The sequence below is a fragment of the Nocardia speluncae NBRC 108251 genome, assembly GCF_001613245.1.
Taxonomy (GTDB): domain Bacteria; phylum Actinomycetota; class Actinomycetes; order Mycobacteriales; family Mycobacteriaceae; genus Nocardia; species Nocardia speluncae.
The window spans coordinates 158,311-175,949 of record NZ_BDBZ01000013.1 but is presented as its reverse complement, the minus strand read 5'-3'; the positions used below and the strand labels follow the sequence as shown (position 1 = coordinate 175,949).

Below are 17,639 nucleotides of genomic sequence, written 5' to 3'. Positions count from 1 at the left end.
GAGGTTATGCAGCCGGAGAAGGTTACAACCAACGTAATTGATCGGGTTTCGGCCATCAACTGGAATCGGGTACCCGACGAGAAGGATGCCGAGGTCTGGGATCGGCTCACGGGTAACTTCTGGCTCCCCGAGAAGGTCCCGGTGTCCAACGACATCCCGTCCTGGGCCACCCTCACCGCGGACGAGAAACAACTCACCATGCGGGTGTTCACCGGACTCACGCTGCTGGATACCATCCAGGGCACGGTCGGGGCGGTCAGCCTCATCCCCGATGCACTGACCCCGCACGAAGAGGCGGTGCTCACCAATATCGCGTTCATGGAATCGGTGCACGCCAAGAGCTACAGTTCGATCTTCTCCACGCTGTGCTCCACCCGCGAGATCGACGACGCCTTCCGCTGGTCGGAGGAGAACCGCAACCTCCAGCGCAAGGCCGAGATCGTCCTCGACTACTACCGGGGCGACGATCCGCTCAAACGCAAGGTCGCCTCGACGCTGCTGGAGAGCTTCCTGTTCTACTCCGGCTTCTACCTGCCGATGCACTGGTCGTCGCGGGCCAAGCTCACCAATACCGCCGATATGATCCGCCTGATCATCCGTGACGAGGCGGTGCACGGCTACTACATCGGCTACAAATACCAGCGCGGCCTCGAGCAGGTCACCCAGGCCGAACGCGATGAGCTCAAGAACTATACCTTCGAGCTGCTGTTCGAGCTGTACGACAATGAGGTGGAATACACCCAGGACCTGTACGACGAGGTCGGGCTCACCGAGGACGTCAAGAAGTTCCTCCGCTACAACGCCAACAAGGCGCTGATGAACCTCGGTTACGAGGGCCTGTTCCCGAAGGACGAAACCGAGGTCAACCCGGCGATCTTGTCGGCACTTTCCCCCAACGCCGATGAGAACCACGACTTCTTCTCCGGGTCGGGTTCCAGCTATGTCATCGGTAAGGCGGTCAACACCGAAGACGACGACTGGGACTTCTGACCCGCCCGTCCGGCGCCCCGCGAGACGCGCAGGATCCGGTAGACCTTCGTCGAGATTCCACAGCGCCCGCTCGACGCAGCTCACCGCGCCGAGGTGCCGGACGGTCTCGCAGGGCAGTGCCGATACAGTTCTACCGTGAAATTCGGAAAGCTCTCTATTGCAAGCGCACTCGCTGTCACTGCGATGACCGTGGCAGCACCGGTCGTTGCCGCGCTCCCCACCGGCTCGGCCGGTTTCGGGGGCGGCCGGGAAGTGGTACTCATCGACAACAAGTTGGAAATCAGCAATCTGGATTCCTGCTGGGCGAGCGGTTTCCCGCGGGACATCACTATCGACAACCGCAGTTCACGCCCGTATCTGTTGTTCGACAACGACAACTGCGGCGGCCGGCCCGTCGCGGTCGTGCCGCCCCATTCGATCGAGCGGCACTACGGCTGGTCCGGCGTGGCCGCAAGGTAGCCGCCCGGTCCTCGGTGTGCCGAACCCCGGCGAGGCACACCACCCAACCGTCGGCGGCTGCCACCCGCAACCGCTACCATGCCGGAGCGGGCCGCCTCGGACGGCTCGCTCGCCGGAGCGTGGATGAGGCGTTCGAGTGGGAGGACCGCACAATGGCAGGCAACAACGCCAAGATTCCCCGGTGGCTGAAACCGATGAATCGGGCAATGGTCGCTGTCAGCCGGGTGGGAATCCGGCTGCCGATGGCGTTACTCACCGTGCCGGGCCGGAAATCGGGCAAACCTCGCACCACACCGGTGACACCGTTCGAATACGACGGCGTCGAATATGTTCTCGGCGGTATTCCCGGCGCGGACTGGGTGAAGAACGTCCAGGCCGCCGATACCGCGGAACTGACGGTGGGGCGGCTCGAGCGGACGGTTCGCCTGGTGGAGATCCCGGCGGCCGACAGCGAGCCGGTGCTGCGGGAATTCCCGCGGCTGGTACCCACCGGGGTACCGGTCATGATCAAGTCCGGGGTCGTGACCAGCGACGACCCCGACGAGTTCGCCGCCCTGGCCGGCCGGTGCACGCTCTTCCGCATCGAGGACGCCTGATACCCGCTCCGCGGAGGAGCCGGCGCTTACGCCCGGCCCGCCGCGCTACTGGGTGACCCGGCAGCTGTCGTCGACCCGCCGCGTGATCGACCAGTACTGCACGAACCGGCAGGCAGCGATCTTCCATCCGCCGTCCTCGACAACGTATTCGTCGTCGTACTCGCCGGTCATCACCGTCTCGGTGTTCTCGATCAAGTTCACCTGACGGAATTTCAGCGTCCACTTCCCGGATGCGTGCTCCGCGTCGTGGACGGTGATGTCGGGGTGGGTCCCGTGGTGCATATCGAGGATCACGTTCTTCCCGTCGACCTTCCGCAACGCGAACTTCTCGAACACTGCCGCCATACCGTCGGCGTCGAACGAGCCGAGCGCCCCGTAGTCGACCGCGGCGCCCGCAGCGATGAAACACTCCCGGAAAGCCTTCGGGTCCTTGGCATCACACGCCCGCAAGTAACGATGTTTGAGAGCCTTGATCGCCTCGACCGCCTCCAATCGCGCCACTCGCTGCGCCAGATCGGTTTCCTCGAAATGCGGTATCGGTGCAGGTGGCATACGGGCCCTCCTCGTACAAGGGTTCGGCCGACCGGAGTCGGCGGTGCGGTCCTCGCGCAGTGTATCCCTGAGCCCGGCTCGTGACCGCCCGGTCTCTGCTCCATCACACTGCCGCGTGGCACCCTACAGTGACCGCCGGACAGCGGGACGATCCCCGAAAACACCGGAGAAGGAGCCCGAAGATGCGTGGAGTCATGCTGTACGCCCCCGGCGATGTGCGCGTCGAAGACCGTACCGACCCGGTGATCACCGAACCCACCGACGCGGTCATCCGGATCGCCGCCACCTGTATCTGCGGGTCGGATCTGTGGCCGTACCGCGGTGTCGAACAGGTCGAAGGTCCCGCTCCGATGGGGCACGAGTACATCGGGGTGGTCGAGGAGATCGGCCCGGATGTGCGCAACATAGCGGTGGGCGATTTCGTGGTGGGGTCGTTCTTCGCCTCCGACAACACGTGCGAGATCTGCCGCGCCGGCTATCAGAGCCGCTGTGTGCACAGCGTCCCCATCGGTTCGATCGGTACCCAGGCCGAGCGCGCCCGCATCCCCCTCGCCGACGGCACCCTGGTCCCCGTGCCCGGCGCACCCGGACCCGCGCAGTACCCGGCGTTGCTCGCGGCCTCCGATGTGCTCGGCACCGGCTGGTTCGCCGCGGTGGCCGCCGAGGTGGCGCCCGGGAAAACAGTGGTCGTCGTCGGTGACGGCGCCGTCGGGCTGCTCGCCGTCCTCGCCGCGAAACAACTCGGCGCCGACCGGATCATCGCCATGAGCCGCCACGCCGACCGGCAAGCACTGGCTCGCAGGTTCGGCGCCACCGATATCGTCGAGGAACGCGGTAAAGCGGGAGTCGCGAAGATCAAGGAACTCACCGGCGGGCTCGGTGCGCATTCGACCATCGAGGCGGTGGGCACCCAGGAGTCGATGATGCAGGCCATCCGCGCGACCCGCCCCGGCGGGCACGTCGGTTATGTCGGCGTCGCCCACGATGTACAACTCGACGGAATGCAGTTGTTCTTCTCCAGCGTGCACCTGCACGGCGGCCCCGCCCCGGTACGCCGTTTCCTACCCGAACTGATCGATCTCATCGTCCGCGGCGATATCGACCCCGGCGAGGTCTTCGACCTCACGCTCCCGCTGGAGCAGGCCGCCGAGGGCTACCGGGCAATGGATGAACGCCGCGCCATCAAGGTCCTGCTGACCGTCTGACACTTCGGCCGCCCCGGCGGATCCTGTGATACGGCGCATCGGCACGTCGTACAGGTACCGATCGAATACGCGCTTGCCCTTCGCGGTGGGGGCGAGATGCGGGGATCACCCCGAACGCGGAAGCAGCATCGACGCACCGGACCGGACCGCATCCCAATCGGTGCCGACTTCGAGTGCCAGTGCCCGCGACAACCAGGTCCGCCGTTCGGCGTGCTCGCGGTACAGGCCGGGAAGATCGATCGAGACCCCGGTAGGCGGGCCGGTGGCGGCGATACCGTCCACCCGTTCCTGCATGACTTCGAACAGGCTTCGGTCGAACTCCGTCACCGCGGCGACGAATTCCTCGGTGAGCACCGAGGCTCGGCCGGACAGCGGTGCGGTGAATCACACCATGAGGAAACTCGATCGGCACACAGGTGTCGACCCGGTGTACGAACAGCTACCGCGGTGAGGTGAAGGCTCCGGCGCGGCCGGCAACAGTGGCGGTGTGGGCGGCACGGTCGGGGAGGCCGGGGTCGGGTGGGGTGCGGAGGAGCACGAGCTGGTGGTACAGGGGGGCGGTAGCGGCGATGAGGAGGGCGCGGGGGTCGGTGCGGGGTGGGAGCTCACCGCGGCGCAGAGCTCGTTCGACGATGATCTCGGATTGGGCGTAGCGGTCCTCCCAGAGTTGTTGCAGGGCCCGAGCTGCCTCTTCCGAACGGAACGACACCGCGACCAGCGCCGCCGCGATCGAGGGTTGCTCGGTGAACGATTCCTGGATTTCGGCGTTCAGCACCGCCAGGTCGCCGCGGAGGGAGCCGGTATCGCGGGGGTGCCAGTCGATATCGGCGGCTGCGGCGAAGAGGTCGGCGATGAGGCCGCCGGTATCGCGCCAGCGGCGGTACACCGTGGTGCGGTGCACGCCGGCGCGGGCGGCGACTGTATCGACGGTGAGGGCGTCGTAGCCGTGTTCGGTGAGTTCGGCGCGCACGGCGTCGAGGACCTGTTCGCGGATGCGGGCGGTGCGGCCGCCGGGACGCGGGCGGGGCCTGGCGGGTGGGTTCATCGTCGGTATCCGGTTGCTCGAATGGGTAGTGCCGTGGCATCATCCTAATGCAACTGTTGTCGCACTAGTGAGGGTGCCGATGTTCTTCCGAAGTGTTTCTCCGGTCCTGCGGTCGGTGGTGGCCGTGTCCTCGAATACTTCGGAGTTCCTGTATGCCCACACAGATCACCGCACTCGCGGTCAGCAAATCCTTCCACGGCCGGCTCGTACTCGACGGGGTCACATGCACGCTCGGCGCGGGTGAACGCACCGGGATCATCGGGGAGAACGGGTCCGGTAAATCCACGCTGCTGCGCCTGATCGCCGGGCGGGAACAGCCCGACCACGGTGCAATCGTCGTCGACGCCGAGGGCGGTATCGGCTACCTCGCCCAGGACGAAGAGTTACCGGCACAGCTGACGGTCCAGCAGATCATCGATCGGGCGTTGCACGAGCTGCGCCGGATCGAAGCACGGATGCGCCAGCTGGAAGACGGGATGGCCGCGGGAGACGACTCGGGGTTGGCCGAATACGGCAACCTGTCGACTGTTTTCGAACTGCGTGGTGGTTACGATGCCGACGCCCGGGTGGAACGGGCCCTGCACGGACTCGGCTTGGGACTGGTCTCCCGGGGACGTACCGTCGCCGGGCTGTCCGGCGGCGAACAGGTCCGCTTGCGGCTGGCTGCCCTGCTCGCGGCCGCGCCCGAGGTACTGCTGCTGGACGAGCCGACCAATCACCTCGACGATAACGCCCTGACCTGGCTGGAAGAGCATCTGCGGACCCGCCGGGGCACGACGGTGGCGGTCTCGCACGACCGGGTCTTCCTCGAACGCGTCACCACTACCTTGCTGGAGGTTGACGCGGACCGCCGGTGCGTGATCCGCTACGGCAACGGCTACCAGGGCTTTCGGGCCGAAAAGGCCGCGGCCCGGCAGCGGTGGGTGCAGGCGTATACGCAGTGGCACTCCGATACCGAACGGCTGCGCGAAACCATCGCGACCACGGCCCGCCGGGTTGCCCCGGGGCGGGCAATGAAGGACAACAACAAGATGGCCTACGACCGGGCAGGCGGGCGGGTTCAGCAGTCCCTGGCCGGCCGGGTCCGCAATGCCGAGGAACGACTACGCCGCCTCTTGGATGATCCCGTACCGCCACCTCCGGAACCATTGCGGTTCACCGCCGCCCCGTGGGCAGCGGGGGAACGGGCCACCGTGCCGGGCACGCGGCCCGGCACCACACCCGACAGGACGGACCGCACTGTGCTCGACGGCACACCGGGCACGTCGCTCGGGCGAACCCCGAACGATGTGCCGGACGGAGCGCAAGGCGACACATTCGAAGAGCCGTCGGTCGGCCTACTACCAGAGCGGCCGCACCGCGACCCGCGCGAGAAGCCGCCGAACACCGGGCCGAGGTGGGCGCAAGACGCCGTGCTACAGGCCACCGGTATCGGCATCGCCGGCAGACTGTTCCCCACGAGTGTTGCCGTCGCGGCGGGTGAGCGCGTGCTGATCACCGGACCGAACGGCGCCGGTAAAACCACGCTGCTCCGGGTGCTGGCCGGTGAACTCGAACCGGACAGCGGAACGGTCACGCGGAGCGGCCGTATCGGTTATCTCGCACAGGAACCCCGGACCGGCGATCCCGGCCGTACGTTGCTGGCCGCTTTCGCGCACGACCGCGCGGGCCTGGCCGACGAGCATGCCGAGCGGCTACTCACCCTCGGCCTTTTCACCCGCGCCCAGCTCACGACCCGGGTCGGCGACCTGTCCACCGGCCAGCGGCAGCGGCTGGCGCTGGCCCGGCTGGTCACCGAGCCGGTGGCGGCGCTACTGCTCGACGAACCCACCAACCACCTCTCCCCCGGCCTCGTCGAAGATCTGGAGACCGCCCTGACCGATTACCCGGGCGCGCTCGTGATCGTCAGCCACGACCGCCGGCTACGCGACCGGTGGCGGGGTGCCCACCTGACTCTGCGCGCAGCCTCGCCCGCCGGAGTTTCCTGACCCCGAATCGCCAGCGGTACAACACAGCCCTCGAACACCCTTCCCGAAGGAGTTCCGCATTGACCGACACCCCCGCCCCTGTTCCGGCCGACCCCACCGTCCTGCACCCCATGCCCGGCCAACCGCGGGTCGTGTTGCTGAAACCGCTGGTCGCCTCACCACTGATCGAAGTCGGCGAGTTCTCCTACTACGACGACCCCGACGACCCCACCGCCTTCGAAACCCGTAACGTCCTCTACCACTACGGCCCGGAAAAACTGATCATCGGAAAATTCTGTGCTCTGGGCACCGGGGTCCGGTTCATCATGAACGGCGCCAACCACCGCATGGACGGCCCCTCGACTTTCCCGTTCCCCACCATGGGCGGCTCGTGGTCGCAGCATTTCGACCTGATCACCGATCTGCCGGGCCGCGGGGACACCGTGGTCGGCAATGATGTCTGGTTCGGTAACGGCACGACGGTGATGCCCGGCGCCCGGATCGGCCACGGCGCGATCGTCAGCACCGGCTCGGTGGTGACCGGTGACGTGCCCGATTACGGGATCGTCGGTGGTAATCCGGCCAGGCTCATCCGGAAACGCTTCAGCGACAGCGATATCGCCCGGCTGCTCACGGTCGCCTGGTGGGATTGGCCGCTCGACCACCTCACCGAGCACATCCGCATCATCATGTCGGGCGATATCGCCGGTCTCGAGGCCGCAGCACCACCGGGTTGAGAAGCGCTCACCCCGCGCCGGACGACCGAGGGGGACTATCGTGAACGGATGGCCGCGTTACCGCCTACGGGGAATCACCTGAGCTCCGAGGCAGATCTGCCCTGGTGGATGCTGATCGGACCCGGAATCGGGACGATCACAGGCTTGTTCATGCTCACCTCTGTGTACGAGCCCGGCCGGCTGTCACACATGATGGTGGAATTCGGCTTGCTGCCCCGGGACTTCTTGTTGATGGGCGTCCTTCCGTATCTGATCGCCGCGGCGGTGACGTTCGCGCTCGGTTTCCTTCTCGGCGGCCGCTTTCCGACGGCGCTCGTGCTTCCCGCGCTCGGCGTGATGGTCGTCGGTGTGCTTCTCACGTCGTTCGCCACTGGTGGCGCGATGCTGCTCGCCGGGCGGGCGATCAGCGGACTCGGCGCGGGCGTCGTGGTGGGAGTCACCGTCGCGGTGGTGCGGCGCATTCGGGGACCACGGGCTGCCGGGGCCACTGTGGTGGCAGTTCTCGGCGTCCTGGCCGCGGTCGCCGCACCGTTCGTCAATCGTGCGATATCGGAGATGCTCAGCTTCCGGTTGGCGCACCTGGCGACGGTGCTCTTCCTGCTAGCCGCGATACTCGCCGGTGCCGTCAGCGGAATGGCCCGAGCTGCTGGTGCGGGCCGCACCGCCCGGCCCGCACCGTACGGAATGCCCTACCCGTCGCCTCCGCCGTACCCGGCTCCACAGAATCCGGTAGCCCGGTATCCGGCTCCGCAGTACCCGGCTCCGCAGTACCCGGTAGCCCAGCATCCCGCGGCACAGTATCCGCCCCAGCCCCCGGGCCACTGAACCGCGGCAACGACTCCGGCCACCCACTATCCGCACAGTTCCCTCGGGTCGCTGCCCTTCGCCGATACCGCACAACCGCCCGGCTACCGTGGATCAGGCAAGATCGGCATCGAGAAGGACGTGCACAGTGACACTGGTCGATCCGGGCCCGGGGGGTATCGATGAGGTTCTGGCCGATCTGCGGTGGAAATTCGTCCAACGCGACGTAATCGAGCTGGAGCCGGGTCGATGGCAGTTCCTGCCGGGTGAACCGAGTGCGCTGATCGTCGCCGAGGGCCTGGTCCGGCTCGAAGGGCCGGACGAACCGGAGGACCTCGCGCACGGGGATTTCCTGTTCCTCCCGCACACCGGCCGTTTCGCCCTCAACGCCCTGTCGGAAGCCCGGGTACTGCGGGTTCAGCTCGCACCGGTCATCGCGGGCAGCGCCATGGCGGCACTGCCGCCGCGGGTGTTGCTGACCGGGTTCACCCGGCATGCCCCACTGGCCGCGACGATGATGCAGCACCTCGTCGAGGAATGCCCCGACCCGCACGGCGTACAAGGCGACCGGGTGTCCACCCTGATCGCGTCGATGGCGATCGAATCCTGGCACGATCGCGGCTGCGCCCCGAAGAGATGGCTGCTGCGCGTGAACGAGCCGGGAATTGCGCGGGCGGTGGCTGCCATGCACGCCGCCCCCGGGCAAGACTGGACCGTGGCGGCGCTCGCGCGGGTCGCGTTGGCGTCGAGATCCGGGTTCGCGGCCCGGTTCCAGGCGGCAACCGGCCTCACCCCGGGGCGCTATTTGACAAAACTGCGGATCGAGCGGGCTCAGCGATTCTTGGCCGAACAGGAGATTTCGGTGGGTTCGCTCGCCCGGCAGCTCGGTTACCGGTCCGAAACCGCGTTCGGGCGGGCGTTTCGCCGGCACACGGGCCGCACACCGTCGCAGTGGCGGCGGGCGGCCCGGGGGCCGGAGGTGGAGCCGGCTACCTCGGCGCCCGGCTGAGCGCGATCCGGATCAGGGTGCCGCCGATCACCGCCGCGGCCGCGGCCAGAAGGTAGGTCGCGACGAGTCCGATACCGTCCACACCGCGGCCGCCGACCGCGGAGCCGAGGATGATTGCGAGCTGGAAACCGCCGACTACCAATCCACTTCCGGCCTCCACGCGGTCCGGCAGCATACGGGTAACCCAGACCTGCACAAGGTTCAGGACGCCGCCGAACGCGGCACCCCACAGCACCGTTGCCAGGTAGCCCAGCGGTGGGAAGACATCGGCGACGGTGATCGCGATGAGCGACACCCCGATGGCCGCCGGTATCGTCGGCAGCAGCACACTCAACTGCCGGTCGGCCAGTGCGCCTATTGCGAAGTTTCCGATCACCCCACCGATTCCGAATACTGCGAGCAATACCGCGATCATCGCCGGTCCGGCACCCAGCAGCTCGGCGAATGCCGGACGCACATAGGTGAACCCTGCGACATGTCCGCCGATCGCGGCGACCACACCGACCAGGCCCAGCACCACTCCCGGCGCACGCGATGCGCTTCCCATCACCGACCGGCCGATTCCGGGTGTCGGCGCGATCGGTGGCAGGACCAGGCGGACGGCGACGGCGGTGATCACTGTGAGTCCCGCCGCGACCGCGAAAGCGGTTCGCCATCCGGCCACGGTACTGACCAGCACGCCGAGCGGTACACCGGCCACTGTCGCAATGGTGGTTCCGGCGTTCACGATCATCATCGCCTTGCCGAGCCTGGCCGCGGGCACCAGTTGCGACGCAATCACCAAAGCCATCGACCAGTAGCCGCCGACGGCGACTCCGAGGAGGAGCCGGGCGATCAGCAGCAGGAAAATATTCGGTGCCACGGCGACCACGATGTTGGAGACCGCGGCGGCGACCGTAAGCGCCACCAGCAGCGTGCGCCGGTCGACTCTGGGGAACAGCGAACTCAGCCCGAGGGCCGCTAGGAGGGCGGTCAGCGCGGTAGCGCTCACCGACAGTCCGACGATGCCCTCGGCAACGTTCAAATCGCCGGCGAGCGCGGTCAATACGCCGGGCGGCAGAAATTCGGCGGTTACCAGGGAGAAGCTGCCGAGGAACATGATGAACAGGGCGGGCCACGCCCGCCGGGTCGATTCCGGTGTTGCCGCGCCGGGCGGCACAGTGCTTGTTGTCATGCCCGATGCAACAAGCGAGCAGCGCCGGGCACGCGACCGAAACGCCACAGCAACCGACTCGGACGCCACGGTTGTGCCGTGGAACGTGTGGGGCGGCACCGCGGACCGGCCGATACGCTGGAACGCCGCTGCGCCGTCACCGGCGCCGTGCCGAGGATCCCGGATCCCGGGCAGCTCATCGGCACCGAATCGCCGGTTACGGGAAACGCACGTCGCGCTCGTCTCCGTGCGTGCCGCTCCACGGCACCTGCTCAGTCCGGCACCAGCCTCCACAGGGAGGTGATTTCCTGCCGCCGGGCTTCGTGGAGTGGGTCGGCGGCGTCGGTGGCGCGCGGATGCTGCGGTGACGTGTCGTAGCGGTCGGCGACGCGGAGTCCGGCCTCGGCTATCTGTGTGCGGAGTTCGTCGCGGGTTCGCAGGCCGAGGCGTTCGGCGAGATCGGACAGGATGAGCCAGCCCTCGCCGCCGGGGGTGAGGTGATCCGGGAGTCCGCGCAGGAAGCGTCGCAGCATATCGGAGTTGTGGTCGTAGATGCCCAGTTCGAGGGCGGAGGTCGGCCGGGCGGGGAGCCAGGGCGGGTTACATATGACCAGGTCGGCGCGGCCGTCGGGCCACAGGTCGGCTTCGACGACCCGCGCCCGGTCCGCGACGCCGAGGCGGTGCAGGTTCGCGCGGGCACAGCGCACCGCACGCGGGTTGATATCGGTGGCCACCACCCGGGAACCGCGCTGGGCGAGGACGGCAGCGAGCACACCGGTGCCGGTGCCGAGATCGAATACCCGTGGCTGTCCGGCCCCCGCCGGCAGTGGTGCACGGGCGACCAGGTCGATGTATTCACCGCGGACCGGCGAGAAGACGCCGTAGTCCGGGTGGATGCGTGCGCCCAGCGCAGGTATCTCCACACCTCGTAGATGCCATTGGTGGGCGCTGAGCACGCCGAGCAGTTCCGGTAGCGATACGCAGACCCGTTCGGTGCCACCGGCGGCCGGGCCGTCCGAGGCGGTACCGTACGCGTGCTCGCAGGCCGGCCGAACCTCCGGCGCCCGGCGCAGCCTCAGCTCGTATCCGGGCTCCAGTACCACCAGCACTCTGCCGAGCAGTTCGGCGCGCGCCGACCGTTCAGCGCGTTGGCTCTCGAAGAGCGACGCCAGATCACTTCCGGTCACCGCGGCACGCGGATTGCGTTGCCGGCGACGTTCCAGAGCTCGGATGAGCTGGCGGGCATTGTGGAAATCACCCCGCCACAACAGCCCTGTCTCCGCCTTGGCAAGGCGGTGGGCGGCATTCGCGGTGGTGCGGTCGTCGATGACGACGATGCGGGCGGGTGCGGGGGATGCGTTCTCGGAATGCCAGCGCGCCGAGAATGCCGACTCGTTCTCGGTCCAGTCGATGGTGGTCATGTCGTACTCCTGTGGGAACGAAGGTGCCTCGGGTCGGCATCGTTTCGATGCAGGAGTGGGCGGGGAACTACCGGCGGCTTCGCGCTCGGTTCGGCCCTACTGCGCGACATCACGCCCGGTTTCGGCCAGCAGGTCCTGGGACACATGTTCCTGAGCGAGGCGGCGCAGTGCCGCCAACATCGTATCGCCGAGAATCGTTCCGACGATGGCGGTTTCGGTCATCCGTTCGATGGTCGGCTCGCCGCGCACCAGTCCGATGTCGGTGGTGGCGATCAGTTCGGCGGCCACGGCGTATTCGTCCATCGCGGCGACCACATCGGTGTGGCCGAGTTGGCGGAGTGCGGCGCAGACGTCGATGAGCGTGTGGAGCGCCGGGCTTCCGTCGGTAATCTTCCATTCCCGCCGGCTCAGCAGCGCCGTCACGTCGGCGGCGGCGCCCTGCAACTCGCTTTCCCCCACCGACGAGCGGCGACCACCCATGGCATAGAACACTGCTCCGAGCGATTCGCGGACCGATGTTGTCTCGGCATCGAGCATGGCGAGCAGCTCTTTGGTTGTCTCTATCGAAACCCCGCCGATATCGATGAGTGCCCGGATGAGCCGGAGTCGGGTCACATGGTCTTCGCTGTAATCGACCTGGTTGTGCCGGATGCGGACACCGGCCGGCAGCAGACCTTCGCGCACGTAGTACTTGATCGTCGCGACAGGGACGCCGCTGGTGCGACTGAGTTCGGCGATCCGCATGGGGCTCCTCGGGTCGAGGTATTGACAGCTGGCAACGACGCTGACAATACTAGCGGCTGATAGTGCAACTATCGATAGTGTGACTAACACATACGACACCCTGGGAGCCATGAGCCCGTGACCACAGAACCCACCGCCCTCGACGCCGTCGCCACCACGGCCCGGCTCACAGCCGCGCTGCGTGCCGCCGAATCGGAACGACCCGATCGCCTGTTCCTGGATCCGTTCGCCGCGCGCCTGGCGGGTGCGGCCGGAGCGAAACTGCTCGACGAGCTCGATATGCGGGACAGTCCGATAATCCCCGTCCGCACCCGGTTCTTCGACGATGCCGTCACCGAAATCGCCGCCGGCGGAATACGGCAGTTCGTGATCGCGGCCGCAGGCATGGACACCCGCGCCTACCGGCTCGACTTCCCGGTCGATACAGTGCTTTTCGAACTGGACCGGCCGAACCTGCTGCACCTGAAGGTCGATCTCCTGGACCGAACCGCCGCCGAGGTCACCCTGCGCCCCATCGGCGTCGATCTCGCCGCCGACTTCTCCGGCGCACTCGACGAGGCCGGTTTCCAGGCCGGCGAGCCCACCTGCTGGCTCGCCGAAGGACTCACCCCCTACCTCACCGAACCGGACGTACACCGGCTACTCGACCGGATCTCCGAACTCTCGGCTCCCGGAAGTCGGCTGCTCATCGATTTCGTCGGCACGTCCCTGCTCGAATCGCCGGCGATGCGCCCCATGCTCGACCGTCTCACCGAACGCGATATGACGTGGCAATACGGCACCGAAGAACCAGAAGCGCTCCTCCGCACGCGCGGGTGGGACGCGACGGTGACCCGGCTCGGCACCGCCGGCACCATGCTGGGCCGCTGGCCGTTCCCGGATGCGCCGCGCGGTACACCCGGTGTTCCGCAGGGCTACCTCGTCCACGCCACGTTATAGGTCCCGGAGTCAACCATGAACGTTCTACGGCTGCATCGTCCGCTCATGCTGCTCGCCGCCGTAATGGCCGTGCTCGTAGTGTTCGCACTGGGTGGGATTCTGGTCGACGATCGGATCCTCACCGGCATTCCTGTCTGGGCGAAAGTCGCAAAGTTCGCCCTCTCGGTCCTCATCTACGCACTCACCTGGGCGTGGCTGATCGGCCAGCTCACCCGGTGGCGTCGCACTGCCTGGCGGGCGGCCACAGTCGCGGCGGCAGGGCTCGGAATCGAGCTGATCGTCATCGTCATCCAAGTTGTGCGCGGCACAACCAGCCATTTCAATTTCACCACCCCGCTGAACTCGGCACTGTGGGAATTGATGGGCGCCTCGATCATCGTGGTCTGGATCGCCACGCTCGTTGTCTCCCTGACGTTGTTCCGTAACCCGATACCCGATTCCGCCCGCAATGCCGCGATTCGCTACGGCGCGATGATTTCCTTGCTCGGCGCCGCGCTGGGCTTGCTGATGGTCGCTCCTACCCAGGATCAGCGCGATACGCGAAGCTCCATCCGCGGCGCGCATACCGTCGGTGCGGCCGACGGCGGACCGGGCGTCCCATTACTCGGATGGAGCACCGCGGGAGGCGATCTGCGGATACCGCATTTTCTCGGCATGCACGCGATCCAGCTGCTGCCCTTCGCCGTACTCGCACTGGAGTACGGCGCCCGCAGGTTCGCGGCCCTGAACTCGGAAACCTTGCGAGCCGGCCTGATTCGGATCGGTGCCGCCACCTACATCGCCGGGCTTGCCGTGCTCACCTGGCAGGCACTTCGCGGTCAGTCGGTATTCCGTCCGGATCCGGTCACCCTCGCCGCAGCAGGTTTCGTACTCATCTGCGCCGCGTCCGCCTCCGTATCGATCATCCGGCGGCGCCTTGCCGAACCACGACAACCCATCTCGGTCGGAGCAACACCATGATCCAGCACCTGTTCGACATCACTTTCCTCACCGCGGCTCCTTTTTGGGCCCTGATGATCCTGGCCCCACGCTGGCACAGAACGCGCACCCTCGTCGCTTCACCCCTGATCTGCCTGCCTGCGCTCGCGATCTACGCGATCCTGGCCCTCCCCCGGCTCGCCACGTTCTTCCCCGCCCTCGCCGACCCGAATCTGCCCGGACTCCAGGATTTCCTCGGGAGCAGCGCGGGCGCCGCGGTGGCCTGGGCACATTTCGTCGCGTTCGACTTGTTCATGGGCCGCTGGATCTATTTCGACAGCCGGGAACGCGGCATCCCTCCCGCCCTCATCTCGGTACTACTGGTCGGCACGATCTTCTTCGCGCCCCTCGGTGTACTGATCTATCTGCTCATCCGATACTCGCGATCACCACGGCAGGCACCGGAGCCCGTCCTGGCCGGTTGACCTGGCCCCGTCCCGACCGTTCCATATGAAGGAGCCGAAAATGCTTACTGTTCAACCCATCCGCTATGTCTCCGATGTCGAAGCGTGCCGCAAGTTCTATACCGGTCTCGGCTTGGTCTGCCGACCCGAAGCCCACCTGGATGTATGGGCCCAGCTCGCCGCCGACGCCGGCGCTGTCGGTATCCACGATTTCCGAGTATCCAAGGCGCGTCCCGCGGGTTCGGTGGAGCTGGCCTTCGTCACCGACGAAAAGCTGGAGGTCCTTGCGCAACGATTGCGCGAACTGGACTACGACTACGAGATCTTCGACGAAGACTTCGGGCGCAGCCTGCGCGTCGTGGACCCGGACGGGGTGACGATCCAGATCCAGGAGATAGATATGGGCGTGGCCACCGCGTCCGCCGCCGCTCTCGACGGCCGCCAGGACTGAGTCCCCGGCCCGGCCACACCGGATACCCGCAACGGTCCGGTGGCGCCGGGTTCCCGCTCGGGGCTTTGGATGGCAAATCGGGCGGACCCCCATCGAAACGCCCGATACCGGGTCATCGAATGTGGGGTACCGCCGTTGTTCCGAGCTATGGAAGGACCACTGTACCGAGAACGTTCAGCTGTCGACCTCGGGTTTGTCCCGGTCGCCGGGCGCGTTGTCGCCGGAATCGCCCTGCATCGCCAGGCCGAACGAAATTCCGATCGCGACGCCGATCCCGGCACCGATGGCGAGGTTGCCGAGCGCGACCCCGACGGCCACGCCGATCGCCAGCCCGATCGCCAGCCCGGCGCCCATACCGCCCCTCAGGGGACCATTGCGCTTCGCAGGACCGACCATGGCCCCGATGCTACGTGCCGGGTTCACGAGGACGAACCGCCGTACCGGCGGTGAAGCGCCGACGGTAGGCGGTGGGGGTCGTGCCGAACGCGGCATCGAAGTTCTGCCGGAAGGTGACCGCACTGCCGAATCCACATGCTGTAGCGAGGTTTTCGATACTCCAGTCGGTGGTTTCCAGGAGCGTGCGCGCTTCGTCGAGGCGGCGTTCGAGGATCCAGCGGGCCGGTGTTGTGCCGGTGGCCTGCCGGAATTGCCGGACAAAACTGCGCCGGCTCATTCGTGCCTGTTCTGCCAGCTTGTCGACGGTGAGCGGCTGGTCCAGCCTGGCCAGGGCCCAGTCCAGCACCTCCCCGAGCGCATTCCCGGTGGCGGGCCGGGCCAGCGGTCGTTCGATGTACTGCGCCTGCCCGCCTTCGCGGTGCGGTGCCACGACCAGCGACCGCGCCACCCGGGTCGCGGCGGCGGCGCCGAGGTGGGTGCGGACCAGGTGCAGGCAGGCGTCGAGGGCGGCCGCGGTGCCGGCCGAGGTGAGGACATCGCCGTGATCGATGTAGAGGACCGAGGTATCCACCCGGACCCCGGGGCGGCGCTCGGCCAGCAGCGGCATCGCCGTCCAATGGGTGACGGCCGCGCGCCCGTCGAGCAGGCCCGCGTCGGCGAGCGGGAACGCACCCAGGCACAGACCGGCGATCGTCGCACCGCGCCCGTGCGCCGCCGCGAGCTGTTCACGCAGTTCGGGAGCGGCCGGCGCGGGCGGTAGCGACCAGGACGGAACGATCACGATATCGGCGTCGGCGACGATCTCGGGGCCGGCGATATTGCCGATCGGATATCCCTCGACCGTACGGATCGAATCACCGTCCGCCGACCACAGCCGGGTTTCCCAGTCGGTGGCGAGTCCGAGGCGGGTCACCTCGCCGAACACCATCAACGGCACGGACAGGTGGAACATGGTGATGTCGTCGAAGGTGTGGACAGCGATTCGCATACCGGCTCCCGTTGTGGCCTGATCTCATCGAAAGTATGCATTCGTGCCACTCACGGATCATCGCCGGGGGGCGAACAATCGAGTAGGACGCCCTCCCGGCGTACGAGTCCCGATCTTCCGAGGAGCACAATCCCCATGACGAACCCCCGCCGCGCCCTCATCGTCGTCGATGTCCAGCAGGAATACTTCGCGGGACCGCTCGAGATCCAATTCCCGCCGCGCGACGAATCACTCGCCAATATCGTCGGCGCGATGGACGCCGCCGGTGCCCATGACATTCCCGTGGTCGTAGTCCAGCACCGGAGCCCCGCCGGCGCCCCGGCCTTCGTGGAGGGCACCCCCGGCTGGGCCCTGCATCCCGCCATCGAGGAACGCACCGCAACGGCGAGCAAACATCTTCACAAGCAGTACAGCAGCGTTTTCGCCGGCACCGACCTCGTGGAATGGCTGCGCGCCCGCGAGGTCGATACCGTCACCATCGTCGGCTACATGACCAACAACTGCGATCTCGGGACCGCGGTGGAAGCGGAGGGGCACGGCTTCACCGCGGAGATCCTTTCGGACGCCACCGGCGCTGTCCACCTGGCCAACGAGGCCGGGCGGGTTTCGGCAGCGGATCTGCATTCGACGCTGATGGTGCTGTTGCAATCGAACTACGCGGCGGTCGGCACGACGGCCGAATGGATCGAAAGCCTGCGCTCCGGCACCCCCTCGAGCAGAAGCGACCTGGTCACTTCGGCGATCGCGGGCCGCTCGGCCGCCACACCCGTGACCAGCGCCTGACCCCGACGCCGCCGTGGA

Annotated in this window: 21 protein-coding genes; 13 read left to right on the top strand and 8 right to left on the bottom strand. The window is 67.2% G+C overall.

Annotated elements, in window-relative coordinates:
• The first annotated feature begins 6 nt into the window (after positions 1-6).
• From nrdF to NS6_RS14985, 3 genes are all read left to right on the top strand, one after another.
• Positions 7-990 carry a class 1b ribonucleoside-diphosphate reductase subunit beta gene (gene nrdF / locus NS6_RS14995; RefSeq protein ID WP_068042083.1) on the top strand — a complete coding sequence of 328 codons (984 nt, stop codon included), beginning with the start codon at positions 7-9 and terminating at the stop codon, positions 988-990.
• 135 nt (positions 991-1,125) lie between these two features.
• Positions 1,126-1,449, top strand: a complete 324-nt coding sequence (locus NS6_RS14990; RefSeq protein WP_068042080.1) for a hypothetical protein — start codon at positions 1,126-1,128, stop codon at positions 1,447-1,449.
• 152 nt (positions 1,450-1,601) lie between these two features.
• Positions 1,602-2,045 carry a nitroreductase family deazaflavin-dependent oxidoreductase gene (locus NS6_RS14985; RefSeq protein WP_068042296.1) on the top strand — a complete coding sequence of 148 codons (444 nt, stop codon included), beginning with the start codon at positions 1,602-1,604 and terminating at the stop codon, positions 2,043-2,045.
• Between the two features lie 45 nt (positions 2,046-2,090).
• Here NS6_RS14985 and NS6_RS14980 read toward each other — a convergent pair whose 3' ends face one another.
• Positions 2,091-2,597: a nuclear transport factor 2 family protein gene (locus NS6_RS14980; protein ID WP_068042076.1), complete on the bottom strand. Its 507-nt coding sequence runs from the start codon at positions 2,595-2,597 to the stop codon at positions 2,091-2,093.
• A 182-nt stretch (positions 2,598-2,779) separates the two neighbouring features.
• On the opposite strand from NS6_RS14980, the gene NS6_RS14975 reads away from it, so the two are divergent.
• Complete coding sequence (locus tag NS6_RS14975) at positions 2,780-3,802, top strand: zinc-dependent alcohol dehydrogenase family protein (protein ID WP_068042072.1); 1,023 nt, start codon at positions 2,780-2,782, stop codon at positions 3,800-3,802.
• A gap of 105 nt (positions 3,803-3,907) precedes the next feature.
• On the opposite strand, the gene NS6_RS14970 is transcribed toward NS6_RS14975, so the two are convergent.
• Together NS6_RS14970 and NS6_RS14965 are read right to left on the bottom strand one after the other, a co-directional pair.
• The gene (locus NS6_RS14970; RefSeq protein WP_247610716.1) at positions 3,908-4,174 is read right to left on the bottom strand and encodes a DUF5984 family protein; all 267 of its coding nucleotides are present in this window, start codon (positions 4,172-4,174) and stop codon (positions 3,908-3,910) included.
• Between the two features lie 67 nt (positions 4,175-4,241).
• The gene (locus NS6_RS14965; protein ID WP_068042066.1) at positions 4,242-4,847 is read right to left on the bottom strand and encodes a TetR/AcrR family transcriptional regulator; all 606 of its coding nucleotides are present in this window, start codon (positions 4,845-4,847) and stop codon (positions 4,242-4,244) included.
• A gap of 152 nt (positions 4,848-4,999) precedes the next feature.
• Between NS6_RS14965 and NS6_RS35860 the strand changes: the two genes are divergently transcribed.
• From NS6_RS35860 to NS6_RS14940, 4 genes are all read left to right on the top strand, one after another.
• Entirely contained in the window at positions 5,000-6,835 is a 1,836-nt protein-coding gene (locus tag NS6_RS35860; protein ID WP_245669349.1) for an ABC-F family ATP-binding cassette domain-containing protein, read from the top strand.
• Positions 6,836-6,945: 110 nt separating this feature from the next.
• Positions 6,946-7,551 carry a CatB-related O-acetyltransferase gene (locus NS6_RS14950; protein WP_068042293.1) on the top strand — a complete coding sequence of 202 codons (606 nt, stop codon included), beginning with the start codon at positions 6,946-6,948 and terminating at the stop codon, positions 7,549-7,551.
• Positions 7,552-7,599: 48 nt separating this feature from the next.
• Positions 7,600-8,376 carry an MFS transporter gene (locus NS6_RS14945; protein ID WP_157112766.1) on the top strand — a complete coding sequence of 259 codons (777 nt, stop codon included), beginning with the start codon at positions 7,600-7,602 and terminating at the stop codon, positions 8,374-8,376.
• A 127-nt stretch (positions 8,377-8,503) separates the two neighbouring features.
• Positions 8,504-9,364: a helix-turn-helix transcriptional regulator gene (locus tag NS6_RS14940; protein ID WP_068042060.1), complete on the top strand. Its 861-nt coding sequence runs from the start codon at positions 8,504-8,506 to the stop codon at positions 9,362-9,364.
• Here NS6_RS14940 and NS6_RS14935 read toward each other — a convergent pair.
• The 3 genes from NS6_RS14935 to NS6_RS14925 form a co-directional block, all read right to left on the bottom strand.
• Positions 9,345-10,538 carry an MFS transporter gene (locus tag NS6_RS14935; protein ID WP_068042057.1) on the bottom strand — a complete coding sequence of 398 codons (1,194 nt, stop codon included), beginning with the start codon at positions 10,536-10,538 and terminating at the stop codon, positions 9,345-9,347. The genes NS6_RS14940 and NS6_RS14935 overlap by 20 nt on opposite strands.
• Positions 10,539-10,789: 251 nt before the next feature.
• On the bottom strand, positions 10,790-11,938 hold the full coding sequence (locus tag NS6_RS14930; RefSeq protein WP_068042054.1) for a methyltransferase: 1,149 nt from the start codon (positions 11,936-11,938) through the stop codon (positions 10,790-10,792).
• Positions 11,939-12,034: 96 nt separating this feature from the next.
• A complete protein-coding gene (locus NS6_RS14925; RefSeq protein ID WP_068042052.1) occupies positions 12,035-12,682 on the bottom strand; it encodes a MerR family transcriptional regulator in 648 nt (215 codons plus the stop codon).
• Between the two features lie 117 nt (positions 12,683-12,799).
• On the opposite strand from NS6_RS14925, the gene NS6_RS14920 reads away from it, so the two are divergent.
• The 4 genes from NS6_RS14920 to NS6_RS14905 are packed head-to-tail and all read left to right on the top strand — an operon-like array spanning position 12,800 to position 15,454.
• The gene (locus tag NS6_RS14920; protein WP_068042048.1) at positions 12,800-13,621 is read left to right on the top strand and encodes a class I SAM-dependent methyltransferase; all 822 of its coding nucleotides are present in this window, start codon (positions 12,800-12,802) and stop codon (positions 13,619-13,621) included.
• Between the two features lie 15 nt (positions 13,622-13,636).
• Positions 13,637-14,581, top strand: a complete 945-nt coding sequence (locus tag NS6_RS14915; protein ID WP_068042045.1) for a hypothetical protein — start codon at positions 13,637-13,639, stop codon at positions 14,579-14,581.
• A complete protein-coding gene (locus NS6_RS14910) occupies positions 14,578-15,024 on the top strand; it encodes an ABA4-like family protein (protein WP_068042042.1) in 447 nt (148 codons plus the stop codon). Before NS6_RS14915 ends, NS6_RS14910 begins: the two co-directional genes overlap by 4 nt.
• 40 nt (positions 15,025-15,064) lie before the next feature.
• Positions 15,065-15,454, top strand: coding sequence for a VOC family protein (locus NS6_RS14905; protein WP_068042291.1), 390 nt, complete (start codon positions 15,065-15,067; stop codon positions 15,452-15,454).
• 174 nt (positions 15,455-15,628) lie between these two features.
• Here NS6_RS14905 and NS6_RS14900 read toward each other — a convergent pair whose 3' ends face one another.
• Both NS6_RS14900 and NS6_RS14895 read right to left on the bottom strand, forming a co-directional pair.
• Positions 15,629-15,850 carry a glycine zipper domain-containing protein gene (locus NS6_RS14900; RefSeq protein ID WP_084471061.1) on the bottom strand — a complete coding sequence of 74 codons (222 nt, stop codon included), beginning with the start codon at positions 15,848-15,850 and terminating at the stop codon, positions 15,629-15,631.
• 10 nt (positions 15,851-15,860) lie between these two features.
• On the bottom strand, positions 15,861-16,838 hold the full coding sequence (locus NS6_RS14895) for a GlxA family transcriptional regulator (RefSeq protein ID WP_068042038.1): 978 nt from the start codon (positions 16,836-16,838) through the stop codon (positions 15,861-15,863).
• 135 nt (positions 16,839-16,973) lie between these two features.
• Between NS6_RS14895 and NS6_RS14890 the strand changes: the two genes are divergently transcribed.
• The gene (locus tag NS6_RS14890) at positions 16,974-17,621 is read left to right on the top strand and encodes an isochorismatase family protein (protein WP_068042036.1); all 648 of its coding nucleotides are present in this window, start codon (positions 16,974-16,976) and stop codon (positions 17,619-17,621) included.
• The last annotated feature ends 18 nt before the right edge of the window (positions 17,622-17,639 follow it).